Consider the following 15487-nt stretch of genomic DNA (forward strand, 5'->3'; position numbering starts at 1 on the left):
TATTGGCGGGTTCATTTGCAATTTTGTTTCGCCGGAGCCCTCATTTGAGCAAGCGCGTTCAGACTTCTTCCCTCGATGCCTTCGACCGCAAGATCCTCGCCATCCTGCAGCGGGACAATATGACCCCGCAGCGCACGATCGGTGAAGCGGTCAATCTTTCGGCGCCCGCCGTTCAGCGGCGGATCAAGCGGATGCGGGAGGAGGGCGTGATCCGCGCGGACGTCGCGGTCGTCGAGCCGGAGGCGGTCGGGCAGTCGATCACGATCTTCGTCGAGGTGGAGGTGATCAGCGAAACCGCCGATCAGATCGAGCGGGCGAAGAAGGAATTCGCAGCCGCCGCTGAGATCCAGCAATGCTATTACGTTACCGGCGAAGCGGATTTCATTCTCGTCATCGTCGTGCCGTCGATGGCCGATTACGAGGCGCTGACGCGGCGGCTCTTCTTCGGCAACAACAACGTCAAGCGCTTCCGGACCTTCGTTGCGATGGACCGGGTCAAGGTCGGGCTCGGCGTGCCCGTGGGCTAAAGGGATGCGGTAGCCGGCTAGCTACCGCATCGATTGGCAGCGCGCTTATGCCGCGCGCTTCAGCGCATCGGCGATCGTCGAAACGATCGTGTCGATCTGCTCCTTCTCGACGATGAGCGGCGGAGACAGCGCGATGATGTCGCCGGTCACGCGGATCAGCAGGCCCTTCTTGAAGCAATCGACGAAGACGTCGTAGGCGCGGGTTCCGGGTGCAGCGGCGCGGGGCGCAAGTTCGACGGCGCCGACCAGGCCGAGATTGCGGATGTCGACGACATGAGGCAGCCCCTTCAGCGAGTGGAGGGCTTCCTGCCAGTGGTCGGCGAGTTCGGATGCGCGGGTGAGCAGGCCCTCTTCCTCGTAGATTTCGAGGGTGGCGAGACCTGCGGCGCAGGCGACCGGATGGCCGGAATAGGTATAGCCGTGGAAGAGCTCGATCGCATTTTCCGGCCCGACCATCAGGCCGTCGTAGATCTTGCGGCTAGCAAAGACGGCGCCCATGGGAATCGCACCGTTGGTCAGACCCTTCGCCGTGGTGACGAGATCGGGCATGACGCCGAAATAATCCGCCGCGAACGGCGTGCCGAGACGGCCGAAGCCGGTGATGACCTCGTCGAAGATCAGCAGGATGCCGTGTTTGTCGGCGGTGGCGCGCAGCTTTTCGAGATAACCCTTCGGCGGCAGCACGACGCCGGCCGAGCCCGACATCGGCTCGACGATGACGGCGGCTATGGTTTCGGCGCCGTGCAGCTGCACCAGCCGTTCGAGATCGTCGGCGAGCTCGATGCCGTGAGCCGGAAGGCCCTTGGAAAAGGCGTTTCGCTCGACATCGAGCGTATGGCGCATATGGTCGGCCGGGATTTGCGGGAAGACCCGGCGGTTGTTGACCAGGCCCCCGACGGAAATGCCGCCGAAGCCGACGCCGTGATATCCCTTTTCGCGCCCGATGATGCGCGTGCGGGTGCCCTGGCCGATGGCGCGCTGATAGGCGATGGCGATCTTCAGGGCGGTATCGACCGATTCCGAACCCGAGCCGGTGAAAAAGATGCGGTCGAGCTTGGCGTCAGCGCCGCCCGGCGCGTTTGCCGCCAGTTTCGAGGCGAAGTCGAAGGCGATGGGATGGCCCATCTGGAAGGTCGGGGCATAGTCCATGGTCGAAAGCTGCCGCTCGACGGCCTGGGCGATCTTTTTGCGGCCATGGCCGGCATTGCAGCACCAGAGGCCGGCCGTGCCGTCGAGAACCCGGTTGCCGTCGACATCGGTGTAATACATGCCCTCGGCAGCTGCGAGAAGCCGCGGCGTGGCCTTGAACTGCCGGTTCGCGGTGAACGGCATCCAGAAATTTTCGAGTACGGGCGCGTTCGTCTTGTTGATCTGGTCCATTCTGGCCTCCTTGGGAATGAACCGAGAATGGCGTGATTTCCGCTTTGCAAACAAGTCCTTTTCTTCAATTGCATAACGAATTGAAATATATGGAAGCGAAGGATATGTTTTCGATATTCTGGACAACAGCAACGAGCCCATCATGTCTATCGATATCGGCGGCCGCCTTCGCCATCTCCGCATCGCCCACAAGCTTTCCCAGCGCGAACTCGCCAAGCGCACCGGCGTGCCGAATTCGACGATCTCGCTCATCGAATCGAACGCCTCCAACCCTTCGGTCGGGGCCTTGAAACGCATTCTCGACGGCATTCCGATCGGGCTCGCCGAATTCTTCGCCTTCGAGCCCGACCGCCCGAGGAAGGCCTTCTATGCGGCCGAGGAACTGGTGGAGATCGGCAAGGGCGCCATTTCCTTCAGGCAGGTTGGCGAAAACCTGTTCGGCCGCAGCCTGCAGATCCTCAAGGAGTGCTACCAGCCCGGAGCGGACACCGGCAAGGTGCCTCTCGTGCATGAGGGGGAGGAGGGCGGGATCGTGCTTTCCGGAAGGCTCGAAGTGACCGTCGATGACGAGCGGCGCATCCTCGGGCCGGGGGATGCCTATTATTTCGAAAGCCGGCGCCCGCACCGGTTCCGCTGCGTCGGCCCGGTGCCCTGCGAAGTCATCAGCGCCTGCACGCCGCCGACGTTCTGACGGGTTCAGCGGCCCTCGATGCGGGCAAGCACGCCGTCGAGCGCAGCATTCAGCGCGGCAAGGCCGCCATTCTTGTCAAAGTCGGAAAACACCTGTTCGTTGAGGCCGCCCTTGGTGGCGAATTCGCGGCTCAGGGCGCTGAAGGGTTCGTTGCCGGGATTGTTGGCCTTCTGCGCCAGGCTTGCAAAGAGCGGGGCGATATAGGCTTGGCCTTTTGTCCTTTCGAGACCGCTCTTTTCCAGCCAGCCAGTGATCGATTCCATGACGCCGAAATAGGTCGACATGACGGCGCTTGCGGCTGCGAGGAGATCGTACTCCTTCCGCGACTGACACTGGACGGCCGTGCCGAGCGTGTCGAACAGCGCCGCGATGGCGGCATTGGCGGGATAGATGGCGGTGACGCCGTGGCGCTGCGCGACGAAGGGCAGGGGGATGGCCTGGACGAGATTGACGTCGGCGCCGATCCAATCAAGCAGCGCCTGGCGCTCCGTCGCCGCGACGAGGCTGACGACCGTCTGGCCGGTCCGGAACGACAGCGCGCGCACGACCTCCTCGGCGATCTGCGGCCTTATCGCCAGGAACACCATGTCGCTGCGATCGACGACGGTCTGGTTGTTTCCAGCAATTCTGACGGAGTCAAATTCTTCCGCCAATGTCGCGGCGATATGGGCGCTTCGCGGAGAAACATGAATCTCCGAGGCATAGGCCGGTTCGGCCAGAAGCCCGCGGACCATGGCTTCGGTGATGGCGCCGGTGCCGACGAATCCTATGCTGTCGATCTTCATCCGATTACTCCGCCGCCCGCAGCGAGCCCAGCGCGACATCCGTCGTGTAGTTCTCGCGCATGAAGTTGATGAAATTGTCCTGGAACTGGCGCGTATGGGCGTGAGCGAGTTCGTCGGCCAGATCAACGTTCTTCTCCCTGATCGCATCGAGCATCAGCGTGTGCTCGTCGGTCAAGAGATAGCCCTCATGGGTTCGCTCCAGATATTCGAAATGCAGGTGGAGCATGCGCTGGCCCTGCGACAGGAGCTTCTCGTAGAAGGAGGCGAGGTACTGGTTCTTGCCGGCATGGGCGATCGCCATGTGGAATTCCTTGTTGGCTTCCGACATGGCGAGATGATTGCCCGTCTTGACCGCCGCTTCGAACGACTTCAGGCGCTTGGCGATGATCTTCAGGTCGGCCTCGGTCCGGAGCGCCGCGGCTAGCCGCGTGTTCATGCGCTGCGCGATGTCGAGCGCCTCGACATATTTGGGAAAGGTCGCGACTTCGATGGGCGCGACGATCGTGCTGCGGTTCGAAAGCGTCACCACCAGCTCGTCGGCGCCGAGCCGGATCAGGGCTTCGCGCACCGGCGAGCGTGACATGTCGAAGCGTTCGGCAAGCGTCATCTCGTCGAGAAGCTGACCCGGCGGCAGGGCGAGCGACAGGATCTCGTTGCGCAGCGTTTCATAGACGCTTTTCCAGCCGGTCCCGCGGATGCGTTTCACTTCCGATTCTTCAGACACTTAAGTCCCTTTCTCCAGACGCCGGTCCATTGGGCCAGAAAAACAGCGTGTCGGCAATGTAATTTTTCCGCTTGACTTTGTCGACACGCTGTTGACATATTTCTGTCAGTCGACACGTAGCCGACAAGAAAACAATAGAAACGGCTGGAGCCGACGAGTGGAACCGCGCGCTTCGCGCACAGCAAAAGAGGAATGCCCGATGCTTTCGAACTTGATCACGTCCGCCTTGCGGGCGCTGCCCGCGCTCGCCCTGATGGGAGGTCTTTCCGCAACCGCCGCACAAGCACAGACCGCCGAGGGATACTGGCAGGGCGTGCAGAAGGCGGGCGTTCTGCGCTGCGGCGCGGCCGTTGCGCCGCCATACGTCATGCGCGATCCGGCGACGGGCGAATATTCCGGCTTCTTTGCCGATCTCTGCAAGGAATTCGCCGATGTTCTGAAGGTGAAACCCGAATTCGTCGATACGACCTGGGACAATATCGTCGCCGGTCTGCAGGCCGGCAAATGGGACGTGTCGCTGGCGCTCAACCGCACGCCGGCACGCGCCATGGCCGTGCAGTTCTCGATCCCGGCGATGGAGTACCAGATTTCACTCGCCTATAACAAAAACAATCCGAAGATCGCCGCCGGCGCCGCTTCGGTCGCGGATATCGACAAGGCAGGCGTGACGCTTGCCGTCATGTCCGGCACGGCGCAGGACAAAGCCATCTCGGCAGCAGTGAAGAACGCGACGATCATGCGTCTTCCCGGCAATGACGAGACCCGGCTGGCGGTCACCTCGAAGCGCGCCGACATCCTGGTCGACGCCTCCGACACCAACCAGCTTTTCACGCAGTCGAACCCGGACTGGGCGGTTGCACTCAACCCGACGCCGGCGCTCGCCAAGCAGGGCGTCTCCTTCGGCTTGCCGCATCAGCTTTCGGCCGCCGATGTCGAGGTGGTCGACATCTTCCTCGAGGAGAGGGTTGCGACCGGTCACGTCGACGAGTTGATCAAGAAGGCCGTCGACGACGTGCTCAAGGGCGCGAAGTAACCTCGCCAGGCCGGTGCGGGATCGCGCCGGCCCCCTCCAGCTTCGATCACCGGAGATTGGCCATGACCACGTCCTTCAGCCTTCCCCTCGTGAAAATGCAGGCGCTGCACAAAAGCTATGGCAGCGGCGCCATCCAGGTGCTGAAAGGCATCGACATCGAAATGAAGCCCGGCGAGCGCGTCGTCGTCATCGGCCCGAGCGGCGGCGGCAAGAGCACGCTGCTGCGCGTGATGATGGGGCTGGAGCAGATCGACAGCGGCTCGATCAGCTTCGATGGCAAACCCTATATTTCCTCCGACGGCGCGGCCAGGAAGACCCGGATCGACACCGATGTCCGCCGCTCGATCGGCATGGTCTTTCAGCACTACACGCTGTTTCCGCATCTGAACGTCACCCAGAACCTGATCCTGGCGCCCTGCAAGGTGCGTGGAGAAGCCAAGGCGAAGGCCACGGCCCGCGCCCAGGCGCTGCTCGAGCGCTTCGGGCTCGGCGCCAAGGCGAAAGCCTATCCGGCTCAGCTTTCCGGCGGCCAGAAGCAGCGCGTCGCCATCGCCCGCGCGCTGATGCTCGATCCGAAGCTGATGCTGTTCGACGAGGTCACCTCGGCGCTCGATCCGGAACTCGTCAGCGAGGTCGAGCAGGTCATCCTGCAGCTCGCCGCACAGGACATGCCGATGATGATCGTCACCCACGATATGTGGTTCGCCAAGAACATCGCCTCGCGCGTCATCTTCTGCGCCGGCGGCGTGGTCGTCGAGGACGGCCCACCCGAGCAGGTGCTCGCCGCCCCGCGCGAGGAGCGGACCAAGGAATTCATCGACCGCGTCTTCCACATCAAGCAGTAGGAAGGGCAGGCCATGAACTACACGTTCGATTTCCACGCGGTGACGCTTGCGCCACTCTTGCAGGGCCTGTGGGTTTCGCTGCAGCTGACGGCGGCGGCCAATGTCATCGGCATCGTCTTCGGCTTCGCGCTCGCGCTTCTGATCATGAGCCCCTACCGGCTCGTGCGGCTGCCCTTCATGCTGTTCGTCGAATTCTTCCGCTGCACGCCTGCGATCGTCCAGATCGTCTGGATCTTCTACTGCGTGCCGATGCTGTTCGACGTCTTTCTCGATCCGATAACGATGGGCATCATGGCGCTCGGGCTCAATCTGATGGCTTTCAACGCCGAAGCCTATCGCGCCGCGATCCAGGCGGTGCCGCGCGAGCAGCTCGATGCCGGCATCGCGCTCGGCCTCAATCCGCTGCAGCGGGTGCTCTACATCGTCTTCCCGACGGCCTTCCGCGCCTCGATCCCGGTGCTTCTGACCAACGGAATCGTCATCTTCCAGCAGAGCGCGCTGGTCGCGATCGTGGCGATCCAAGACCTGATGTACCAGGGCAAGACGCTGGCAACGGAGACTTACCGGCCGATCGAGACCTTCACCGTCGTGGCGCTGATCTATTTCGCCGTGTCCTTCCCGATCACCCAGATCGTCGGCCTGCTCGAACGCCGCCGCCAGATCCTCGTCAGCTAGGAGGCCAGCATGATGACGCTCGACTTCTCGATCCTGCTGCGCTTCGAAAACGCGCTGCTGCTCGGCCTCTGGATGACGATCAAGCTGACGCTGATCTGCATCGTGCTCGGATGTTCCCTCGGTTTCCTCGTCGGCCTCGCGAGGTCGTCGCGAAACCTCGCGCTGCGCGCCGTTTCCGGCGCCTATGTCGAATTCTTCCGCGGCACGCCGGTTCTGATCCAGCTCTTCTGGATCTTCTTCTGCCTGCCGCTCCTCCTCGGCGTCGAACTTTCGAACCTGGCTTCAGGCGTCATCGCGCTGACGCTCTATATGGGCGCGATCACCAGCGAGACCTTCCGGGCGAGCCTCAAATCCATCGGCCGCGAGCAACTGGACGCCTGCGTCGCGCTCGGCCTGCCGAACAGGGTCCAGGTCGTCAATGTCGTGCTGCCGCAGGCTGTGCTGCGGGCAATCCCGACGCTGCTGTCGAACTGCGTCAGCCTGTTCAAGGAGAGCGCGCTGGTCTCCGCCGTCGGCATGGCGGACCTGATGTTCGTCGGCCAGAACATCTCGAACAACACGGCCCGCCCCGTCGAAGTGCTGACGGTGGTCGCCCTAATCTACTTCGTCATCGCCTTCCCCCTCACGCGGGCGGTCTCCCTCATCGAGGGACGCATTCTCAAGAAGCTCGCAATCTAAACAGCCGTTCCCAGGACAGGAGACATCTCATGAAACTTTCCGGCGTCATGCCCGCGCTCGTCACTCCCTTCGACGCGAACAACAGGATCGACTTCAAGGCGTTCGAAAAGCTTCTGACGCATCTGCGCGAGGCAGGCGTCACCGGCTGGGTGCCGAACGGCTCGACGGGGGAATATTTCAGCCAGTCCAGGGAAGAGCGCCGCGACGTGCTGCAGTTCGTCAAGGAATTTGCCAGGCCGGGCGAAATCCTGATCGCTGGTACCAACGCACCCGCCACCCGCGAGGTGATCGAGCAGACGGCGATGGCGCGCGATATCGGCTACGACACCGTGCTGCTGGCGCCGCCGTTTTATACCCGCCCGACACAGGTCGAACTCATCAGGCATTATGAAGCCGTGCTCGGCGCCGTCGATGTGAACCTCGTCCTCTATTCCTATCCGGCCAAGGATGGCTCGGACATCAGCTTCGAGCTGATGGATCATTTTGCCGACAATCCGCGCGTCATCGGCATCAAGGAAAGCTCAGGCGTGCTGCAGCGGGCGATCGACATCGCCAGCCGCTATGAGGGCAAGATTCAGCTCGTCAGCGGCTCCGACGATATCGCGCTCGATTTCATGTTCTGGGGCGCGGAAAGCTGGATCTGCGGCCCGTCCAACTGCATGGCCAAGGCCTGCTGCGATCTCGACCGAACCTACAAGTCGGGGGAGCTCGGCAAGGCGCGCGAGATGATGAAGACCCTCTACCGGGCGATGAACATCCTCGAAAGCGGCAAGTTCGTGCAGAAGATCAAATATGGCTGCGAACTTCAGGGCTTGCCCGTCGGGCAGTGCCGCGCGCCGCTCGGTGAGCTGACAGCGGAGGAAAAGGCGGAGTTCCGGGCGGCGATGGAGCCGATCCTCAACTGGTAACCGATAACAGATCCGGGGCAGCCAAGCCGTCTCGAAATCTCTGAAATTGCGAGGTTTCCGTGTCATCCATCGTGGTCGTCGGCGCCGGCATCATCGGCACCACCATCGCCTATGAACTCCAGCGCCGGGGCAACAGCGTCGCCTTGCTCGACAAGGCGCCCCCCGGCACGGGCGCCTCCTATGGCAACATGGCGAGCATCGCCGTCACCGAATTCATGCCTGCTTCGCGGCCCGGCATCTGGGCGCAGATGCCGAAATGGCTGCTCGATCCGGAGGGGCCGGTTCGCATCCGGCCCGGTTACCTGCCGAAGCTGGTGCCCTGGTTCCTGAGGTTCCTCGCCGCCAGTCGCCCCTCAAAATTGAGGGAGCTGGAGGCGGCCGGCGCTACGCTCTGCGGCCGTGTCTACGAAGATCTGGACGCCCTACTCAAGCAGACCGGCCTGACGCACATGCTGACGGCCGAGGGGTGCCTCAGCGTCTATGCCGACGAGGCCGAGTTCCGGGCGGATCGGGAGCACATCGAAATCCTGGAGCGCTTCGGCTTCCGGCATGAAATCCTCGGCAGAAACGCCATCCGCGATCTCGAACCGGCCCTGACGACGAAGATCGGCAAGGCGGTGCTCTTTCCCGACAACCGCTCGATCACCGATCCGTACAGGCTTGTGACCGCGCTTGCCGAAAAGTTCCAGGCGCTCGGCGGCCGGATCGTTCAGGGTGATGTCGTCGGCTTCGAACGAAGCGAGGCCGGCGTCTCGGCTCTGCGCCTGGCGGATGGGCGGAGCCTTGCGGCCGACAAGGTCGTGCTTGCGGCCGGTGCCTTCACCGCCCGGCTTTCCCAGATGCTCGGCGAACACATCCCGCTCGAAACCGAGCGCGGTTACCACACGCAGATCATGGAACCCGGCATTTCGATGCGCCATTCGATCATCTGGCCGGCACGCGCCTTCATGGTCACGCCGACGGCGGGCGGCATCCGCGTCGGTGGCACGGTGGAGATGGCAGGCCTCGACGCTCCGCCGGATTATCGCCGCGCAAAGATCCTGGTGAAACGGGCTCGGGAGGCATTGCCTGATCTGGTGCCCCGTAGCGTGACGGAATGGATGGGGCATCGTCCGGCACTGCCCGACACCGTTCCGGTCATGGGCCCATCAGCCAAGCGCCGCAATGTCTGGTACGCGACGGGCCACGGACATCTCGGTCTCACCTATGCGGCCACAACCGGCCGTCTGATGGCCGATCTCATCACGGGCGTCGAACCGCCCGTGGACATGAAACCCTATCGCGTCGACCGCTTCTAAAAGCGGCCCCGGCGCCAGGAGAAAGGGAGTGAACATGCGAAGCGAACTCTACATTGATGGACAGTGGGTAAAGCCAATAAAGGGCGGCACCTGCATGGTGACGAATCCGGCGACGGAAGAAGTGATCCAGACGATCGGGGCGGCGACGGCCGAGGATGTCGATCTTGCTGTCAAGGCAGCGCGCCGCGCCTTCGACAAGGACGGCTGGCCGAAGCTGACAGGCGCCCAGCGCGCCAAATATCTTCGTGCCATCGCCGAGGGCATCCGCACCCGTCAGGCCGAGATCGCCCGGCTCGAAGTCCTCGACAATGGCAAGCCGTTCCCCGAAGCCGATTGGGATGTCGCCGACGCGGCGGGCTGCTTCGATTTCTATGCGGGTCTTGCCGAACAGCTCGACAACAATCCCGAGGAGGCGATCACGCTTCCCGACGTGCGCTTCACCTCCAAGGCGGTGCGTGAGCCGCTCGGTGTTGCCGGCGCGATCATCCCCTGGAATTATCCTCTGCTGATGGCGGCCTGGAAGGTCGCCCCGGCCTTGGCCGCCGGCTGCACCGTGGTGCTGAAGCCTGCCGAGTTGACATCGCTGACGGCGCTTGAACTGGCTGATGTCGCCGACGAGGCCGGGCTGCCGGCCGGCGTGCTCAATATTTTGACCGGCGCCGGGTCGGTCGCCGGCCAGGCGATCATCGATCACAAGCAAGTGGACAAGCTCGCCTTTACCGGTTCCGGGCCGGTCGGCTCGAAGATCATGGCGGCAGCCGCCCGCGACATCAAGCGCGTCAGTCTCGAGCTCGGCGGCAAGTCCCCCTTCGTCGTCTTCGAGGACGCCGATATCGACAAGGCCGTCGAATGGATCATGTTCGGCATCTTCTGGAACCAGGGCCAGGTCTGCTCGGCGACATCGCGGGTCCTCGTGCAGGAGACGATCTACGAACGGCTGCTTGCCCGGCTCATCGAGGAAACGAAGAAGATCAAGATCGGCAATGGTCTAGACGAGGGCGTGCTCCTCGGGCCGCTGGTTTCCAAGCGTCAGCACGAGCAGGTCGTCGCGGCGATCGAAGCGGCGCGGCAGGCCGGCGCCACGGTTGCCTGCGGCGGCGCGCGGCCCGAAGGGTTCGACAAGGGCTATTATCTCCAGCCGACGGTTCTCACCGACGTTCCGCTCGACAGCGCCGCCTGGGTCGAGGAGATCTTCGGACCTGTCGTCTGCATCCGGCCGTTCAAGACCGAGGAAGAGGCAATCGAACTGGCCAATGATTCCCGCTTCGGCCTCGCCGCCGCTGTCATGTCGAAGGACGACATCAGGGCCGAGCGCGTCGCGGCCGCTTTCCGCGCCGGCATCGTCTGGATCAACTGCTCGCAGCCGACCTTCACCGAAGCGCCCTGGGGCGGCTACAAGGAATCCGGCATCGGCCGCGAGCTCGGCCGCTGGGGCCTCGACAACTATCTCGAAACCAAGCAGATCACCCGCTTCGTCAGCGAGGATCCCTGGGGCTGGTACATCAAGCCGGAGGCGGCCGAATGAACTGGGAGCGCAGCCTCGACCTGCTGCAAGTCCATTGCCAGGGCGAGATCGGCAAGGTCATCGTCGCAGGCGCGCCCGAAATACCGGGCGCGACCATGCTCGACAAGATGAACCACATCAACACGGTGGACGGCAGCCTGCGCCGCTTCGTCACCTTCGAGCCACGCGCCAATGTCGCCATGTCGGTGAACTTGCTGGTCGCGCCGACGCGCGCCGATGCCGATGCCGGCTTCATCGTGCTGCAGGCCGACCGCGCCCATCCGATGTCCGGCAGCAACTGCATCTGCGTGGTGACGGCGCTGCTCGAAAGCGGCCGGGTGCCGATGTCGGAGCCGGAGACGGTCGTTCGCCTGGACACGCCCGCCGGCCTGATCGTGGCGCGAGCCACCTGCCGCGATGGCCGCTGCCTCTCCGTCAGCCTCGACAATGTGCCGAGCTTTGCGGAAGTGCTGGACAAGCAGGTCGAGACGCCGAAATGGGGACGCATCAGGATCGATATCGCCTTCGGTGGCGTCTATTATGCGCTCGTTGATGTCGATCAGCTCGGCCTCGATATCGCGCCTGCCAATGCCCGGCTGCTGGCGGAGGCCGGCATCGAGCTCAAGTCGCTGCTCGCAGGTCAGGTCTCGGTCGCCCATCCCGTTCTGAGCGGCGTCAACGAGATCGCCTATGTGATGTTCCGCGGCCGCGAGGCCGATGGCGCGGTGAGGACCTGCACAACGCTGCAGCCCGGCCGTGTCGACCGCTCGCCCTGCGGCACCGGCAGTTCGGCGAACCTTGCGACGCTCTTTGCCCGCGGCGAGGTTTCCGTCGGCGACGTGAGGACGTCGCGATCGATCATCAGCGGCGAGTTCCTCGCCGAAGCGATCGGCGAGACCGAGGTCGGCGGCCGCCGGGCCGTTCTGCCCCGGATCACCGGCCGGGCTTTCATCTTTGGTCGCGAGCAGCTCCGCGTGTCCAACGACGATCCCTTCGTTTCAGGCTTTGCGCTGTCCGACACCTGGGGTCGCCAGGTCGGTTTACTCAAGTAGGAGCCGCCATGTCTCACCTTCAACCTCTGGCCGGCCAGACCGTTCTCGTCACCGGAGCATCGGGCGGGATCGGCGCGGCGATCGTCGAGCGTCTGTCCACCGAGGGCGCGCGTCCGATCATCCATTACGGGCGCGACAGGCAGCGCGCGGAAGCCTTGCTTCACAAGCTCGGCGGCAACGGGCTGATCGTCCAGGCCGACCTCTCCAGTCCGGACGGCGCCTTCGCGCTCTGGCGCGACGCGCTCGCGGCGGCGGGCCGCGTCCATGCCGTGGTCAACAATGCCGGCATCCGCACCGAGATTTCGATCGATGCCGATCCTTCCGACTGGCGGGCCGCCTGGCAGAAGGAGTTCCAGGTGAATTTCTTCGCCGCGGCGGATCTCTGCAAGGAAGCGCTTGTGCATTTCAAGCAGCATGGCGGCGGACGGATCGTCAACATTGCCAGCCGCGCCGGGCAGCGCGGCTATGCCGCCGACGCCATGCCTTACGGTGCGACGAAGGCGGCGCTCGTCAATCTCACGAAGTCGATTGCGAGGAGTTTCGGGCGCGACGGGGTCGTCGCCGTCTCCATCGCGCCGGGCTGGGTGCGCACCGATATGGCCGAGGATTTCGTCGCCAGGCACGGCAAGGATGCCGCTGTCGCCGACATCCCGATCGGCGAGATGGCCGAGCCGGATGAGATCGCCGAACTGGTGGCCTTCCTGCTTCGCCCTTCGCAGGCATCGGTCAATGGGGCGACCTTCGACGTCAACGGCGGCAGCTATATCAGATAGGGAGATTCGACATGAAGAGGTTCCACGGCAAGGTTGCGGTAGTCACGGGCGGAGGCGGCGGTATCGGCGCTGCCATATCGAAGCGGTTGGCCGATGAAGGCGCTCTGGTGGTGGTGACCGATGCCAATGCGCAGGCCGCGGACGAAGTCGCTTCGCTCATCGAGGCGGCGGGCGGCTCGGCGGTCGCGATTGCGGCCGACATCTCCCGCAAGCCCGATTGCGTCGAGCTCATCGCCAAAGCCTTCGCGATCAAGGGGAGGCTCGACGTGCTCGTCAACAATGCCGGCATCAACCGGCGCGGCAACCTGCTGTCGCTCTCGGATGAAGACTGGCAGCTGAGCTTCGCGGTCAATCTGGATTCGATGTTCCATCTCTGCCGCGCGGTTCTTCCGCATATGATCGCCGCCGGCGGCGGGGCGATCGTCAATACGGCCTCGCAATGGGGGCTTTACCCCGCGCCGAACCACATCGCCTACAACACGACCAAGGCGGCGGTCGCCGCCTTCACCCAGAACCTCGCCCGCGACTATGCGCCCGACAAGGTGCGCGTCAACGCCGTCTGCCCCGGCGAAATTCACACACCGATGCTTGAGGCCGGCGTCAAGCGCTCCGGTCGGACGATCGCCGATCTCGACAAGCTCGTTCCCTATGGCCGCATCGGCAAGCCGGAGGAAGTGGCGGCACTCGTGGCCTTCCTCGCATCGGATGAAGCGGCCTTCATGTGCGGCTCGCTCGTGGAAATCACCGGAGCGCAGGCCGTCGCCTAAAGCGCGACCGGCCTTGAGCAAGGAGATCGTCTACGATATCCCAGGTGGGATCTTCATTCCGGAAGAAGGAGCCTGGGAATGCCTTTCAACACCGCACAGGTGATAAATCTCGGCAAGGCGCCCACGGCCTCGGATGTGATCCTGAAATTCATCCGCGATTCAATCGCCGATGGGTCGCTTGACGAAGGCGAGCCGATCCGCCAGGACGATGTCGCCCGGCTGTTCAACGTCAGCAAGATTCCGGTCCGGGAGGCGCTGAAGCGGCTGGAGGCCGAAGGCCTGGTTGAATTCCACCGCAACAAGGGCGCGATCGTCACCAGCCTCTCCGAGCCGGAGATCGCCCAGATCTTCGAGGTGCGTGCGATCCTGGAAACCAATGCCTTAAAGCTTTCGATCCCCCACATGACGGAAGAGACCTTCAAAGAGGCGCTGGGCTATTGCGACGCGTTCGCGGATGAAACGGATGTCGCGCGGTGGTCGGAGCTGAACTGGCGCTTTCATAGCCGTCTTTATGAGGACGCCCGCCGGCCGTTCCTCATCAATACGATCCGCTCGGTGAACGATCGGCTGGAACGATATCTCCGGGTGCAGCTGACGCTGTCGCACGGCCAGCAGACCGCCGATCGCGAGCATCGGCAAATTCTCGAAGCGTGCCGCAAGCGGGATGAGGAAGCGGCGGCGGAACTGCTCTACGCCCACATCATGAGCGCCTGCCAGTCGCTTCTCCAGCATCTCCCCGCGAAGGCGCCCGGCTGAGCCGTCAGGCGCCCGCGACCCTGGTGACGGCCTCGAAGACCGAGCGCGGCACTTTCAACATTTCCGACGCCGGCCTCGGATGGTCGATGCCGCTGACCCCAGGCACGAACACGCCCCTCTCCTGAAGGCGGCCGGCCTGGCGGCGGGCGCGTTCGATCAGGCCACCGTCAGTGCGCCCCGGCATCATCGCGACGACGGTCAATCCCACGGCGGGGCTGGCGCTCCCCTCCCTGAAGGACGGCGTGTCCAATGACCAGGGGCCGCCGGAGAGGCCTGCCGACAGCATTTCCACCATCAGCGCCACGTTGGCGCCCTTGCGCCCGCCGAAGGGAAGCAGCGCTCCGCCAAGCGCTTTCGCCGCATCCTGGGTGTCCTTGCCGGCTTCGTCGACGGCCCATCCTTCCGGGATGCTGCGCCCTTCAGCCGCGGCTGCGACGATGTTGACGTAAGCCGTCGCGCTCGACGCCTGGTCGATGACAACAGGCAGCGAGCCTTCTCCCAGCGGAAAGGCAAAGGCCATCGGGTTGGTGCTGTAGACGGCGGGCCCGCCCGCCTTGGCGACCACCATGGCATTGGCATTGGTGGCGGCGAGGCCGACGATCCCTTCGCCGGCAAGCCTGCGGACGTAGTAACCCAGTTCGCCGGCCGTATAGCTGTTGGTCTGCGTGAAGATCGCAACGCCGAAGGTGCGCGCCGCCTCGACCAACTGGTCGAAGGCAAGGTCGAAGCCGAGCTGGGCGATGCCCCCGTCGGCATCGGCGACGAAGAAGGCGGGGTAGGGGCGTTCGCAGCTCGGCACGGGATCGCAGTTGATGCGGCCCTCGCGGAAGCTGTCGAGGTAATCGACCATATGCGGAAGACCGAGTGCCGCAGGACCATAGAGCATGGCGGACAATGTGGCGTCGACGAGCGAGCGGGCGGTGGCTTCCCCGGCACCCGCTGCCAGGCAGGCCCGCATCGCCAAAGACTCGGCTTGCGCCCGCTCGAGTAGGATCTCATCCGTCATCGCAAATCTCCAATCCTGTGTTTCCCTGGCCGCCGTGGCTTCGACGCTTCCGGTAAAAATGTACATCTATGTTCATAAACATGAC

Annotated in this window: 17 protein-coding genes; 13 read left to right on the plus strand and 4 right to left on the minus strand. The window is 63.8% G+C overall.

Annotation, left to right across the window (positions count from 1 at the left end; translation table 11 throughout):
* Window positions 1-44 precede the first annotated feature (44 nt).
* Window positions 45-527 (plus strand): Lrp/AsnC family transcriptional regulator, encoded by a 483-nt coding sequence (locus ATY77_RS00685; RefSeq protein WP_088686216.1) that lies wholly within the window; start codon window positions 45-47, stop codon window positions 525-527.
* 45 nt (window positions 528-572) lie between these two features.
* Here ATY77_RS00685 and ATY77_RS00690 read toward each other — a convergent pair whose 3' ends face one another.
* Window positions 573-1907 carry an aspartate aminotransferase family protein gene (locus ATY77_RS00690; protein WP_088685637.1) on the minus strand — a complete coding sequence of 445 codons (1335 nt, stop codon included), beginning with the start codon at window positions 1905-1907 and terminating at the stop codon, window positions 573-575.
* A gap of 142 nt (window positions 1908-2049) precedes the next feature.
* Here ATY77_RS00690 and ATY77_RS00695 point away from each other — a divergent pair, with 142 nt between their 5' ends.
* Entirely contained in the window at window positions 2050-2598 is a 549-nt protein-coding gene (locus ATY77_RS00695; protein ID WP_064696882.1) for a cupin domain-containing protein, read from the plus strand.
* A 5-nt stretch (window positions 2599-2603) separates the two neighbouring features.
* Here ATY77_RS00695 and ATY77_RS00700 read toward each other — a convergent pair whose 3' ends face one another.
* Together ATY77_RS00700 and ATY77_RS00705 are read right to left on the minus strand one after the other, a co-directional pair.
* On the minus strand, window positions 2604-3383 hold the full coding sequence (locus tag ATY77_RS00700; protein WP_088685638.1) for a pyrroline-5-carboxylate reductase: 780 nt from the start codon (window positions 3381-3383) through the stop codon (window positions 2604-2606).
* Window positions 3384-3387: 4 nt separating this feature from the next.
* The gene (locus tag ATY77_RS00705; protein ID WP_088685639.1) at window positions 3388-4107 is read right to left on the minus strand and encodes a GntR family transcriptional regulator; all 720 of its coding nucleotides are present in this window, start codon (window positions 4105-4107) and stop codon (window positions 3388-3390) included.
* 199 nt (window positions 4108-4306) lie between these two features.
* Between ATY77_RS00705 and ATY77_RS00710 the strand changes: the two genes are divergently transcribed.
* The 11 genes from ATY77_RS00710 to ATY77_RS00760 all read left to right on the plus strand — a co-directional run bounded on the left by ATY77_RS00710 (window position 4307) and on the right by ATY77_RS00760 (window position 14396).
* Window positions 4307-5140, plus strand: a complete 834-nt coding sequence (locus tag ATY77_RS00710; protein ID WP_088685640.1) for a transporter substrate-binding domain-containing protein — start codon at window positions 4307-4309, stop codon at window positions 5138-5140.
* Between the two features lie 62 nt (window positions 5141-5202).
* Window positions 5203-5985: an amino acid ABC transporter ATP-binding protein gene (locus ATY77_RS00715; protein ID WP_088685641.1), complete on the plus strand. Its 783-nt coding sequence runs from the start codon at window positions 5203-5205 to the stop codon at window positions 5983-5985.
* Window positions 5986-5997: 12 nt separating this feature from the next.
* Window positions 5998-6660 carry an amino acid ABC transporter permease gene (locus ATY77_RS00720; RefSeq protein ID WP_088675531.1) on the plus strand — a complete coding sequence of 221 codons (663 nt, stop codon included), beginning with the start codon at window positions 5998-6000 and terminating at the stop codon, window positions 6658-6660.
* Between the two features lie 9 nt (window positions 6661-6669).
* A complete protein-coding gene (locus tag ATY77_RS00725) occupies window positions 6670-7338 on the plus strand; it encodes an amino acid ABC transporter permease (protein ID WP_190237551.1) in 669 nt (222 codons plus the stop codon).
* A gap of 29 nt (window positions 7339-7367) precedes the next feature.
* Window positions 7368-8246, plus strand: coding sequence for a dihydrodipicolinate synthase family protein (locus ATY77_RS00730; protein WP_088685642.1), 879 nt, complete (start codon window positions 7368-7370; stop codon window positions 8244-8246).
* Between the two features lie 59 nt (window positions 8247-8305).
* Window positions 8306-9544, plus strand: coding sequence for an FAD-binding oxidoreductase (locus ATY77_RS00735; RefSeq protein WP_088685643.1), 1239 nt, complete (start codon window positions 8306-8308; stop codon window positions 9542-9544).
* Window positions 9545-9578: 34 nt separating this feature from the next.
* On the plus strand, window positions 9579-11069 hold the full coding sequence (locus ATY77_RS00740; RefSeq protein WP_088686218.1) for an aldehyde dehydrogenase family protein: 1491 nt from the start codon (window positions 9579-9581) through the stop codon (window positions 11067-11069).
* Entirely contained in the window at window positions 11066-12100 is a 1035-nt protein-coding gene (locus ATY77_RS00745) for a proline racemase family protein (RefSeq protein WP_088685644.1), read from the plus strand. The genes ATY77_RS00740 and ATY77_RS00745 overlap by 4 nt, the downstream gene beginning before the upstream one ends.
* A gap of 8 nt (window positions 12101-12108) precedes the next feature.
* A complete protein-coding gene (locus ATY77_RS00750; RefSeq protein WP_088685645.1) occupies window positions 12109-12873 on the plus strand; it encodes an SDR family oxidoreductase in 765 nt (254 codons plus the stop codon).
* Window positions 12874-12884: 11 nt separating this feature from the next.
* Window positions 12885-13640 carry an SDR family NAD(P)-dependent oxidoreductase gene (locus tag ATY77_RS00755; protein ID WP_088685646.1) on the plus strand — a complete coding sequence of 252 codons (756 nt, stop codon included), beginning with the start codon at window positions 12885-12887 and terminating at the stop codon, window positions 13638-13640.
* Window positions 13641-13718: 78 nt separating this feature from the next.
* Window positions 13719-14396, plus strand: a complete 678-nt coding sequence (locus ATY77_RS00760) for a GntR family transcriptional regulator (RefSeq protein WP_088685647.1) — start codon at window positions 13719-13721, stop codon at window positions 14394-14396.
* A gap of 4 nt (window positions 14397-14400) precedes the next feature.
* On the opposite strand, the gene ATY77_RS00765 is transcribed toward ATY77_RS00760, so the two are convergent.
* A complete protein-coding gene (locus tag ATY77_RS00765) occupies window positions 14401-15402 on the minus strand; it encodes an Ldh family oxidoreductase (protein WP_088685648.1) in 1002 nt (333 codons plus the stop codon).
* Between the last annotated feature and the right edge of the window lie 85 nt (window positions 15403-15487).

This window comes from Rhizobium sp. R634 (assembly GCF_002211305.1).
In the GTDB taxonomy this organism is placed as follows: domain Bacteria; phylum Pseudomonadota; class Alphaproteobacteria; order Rhizobiales; family Rhizobiaceae; genus Rhizobium.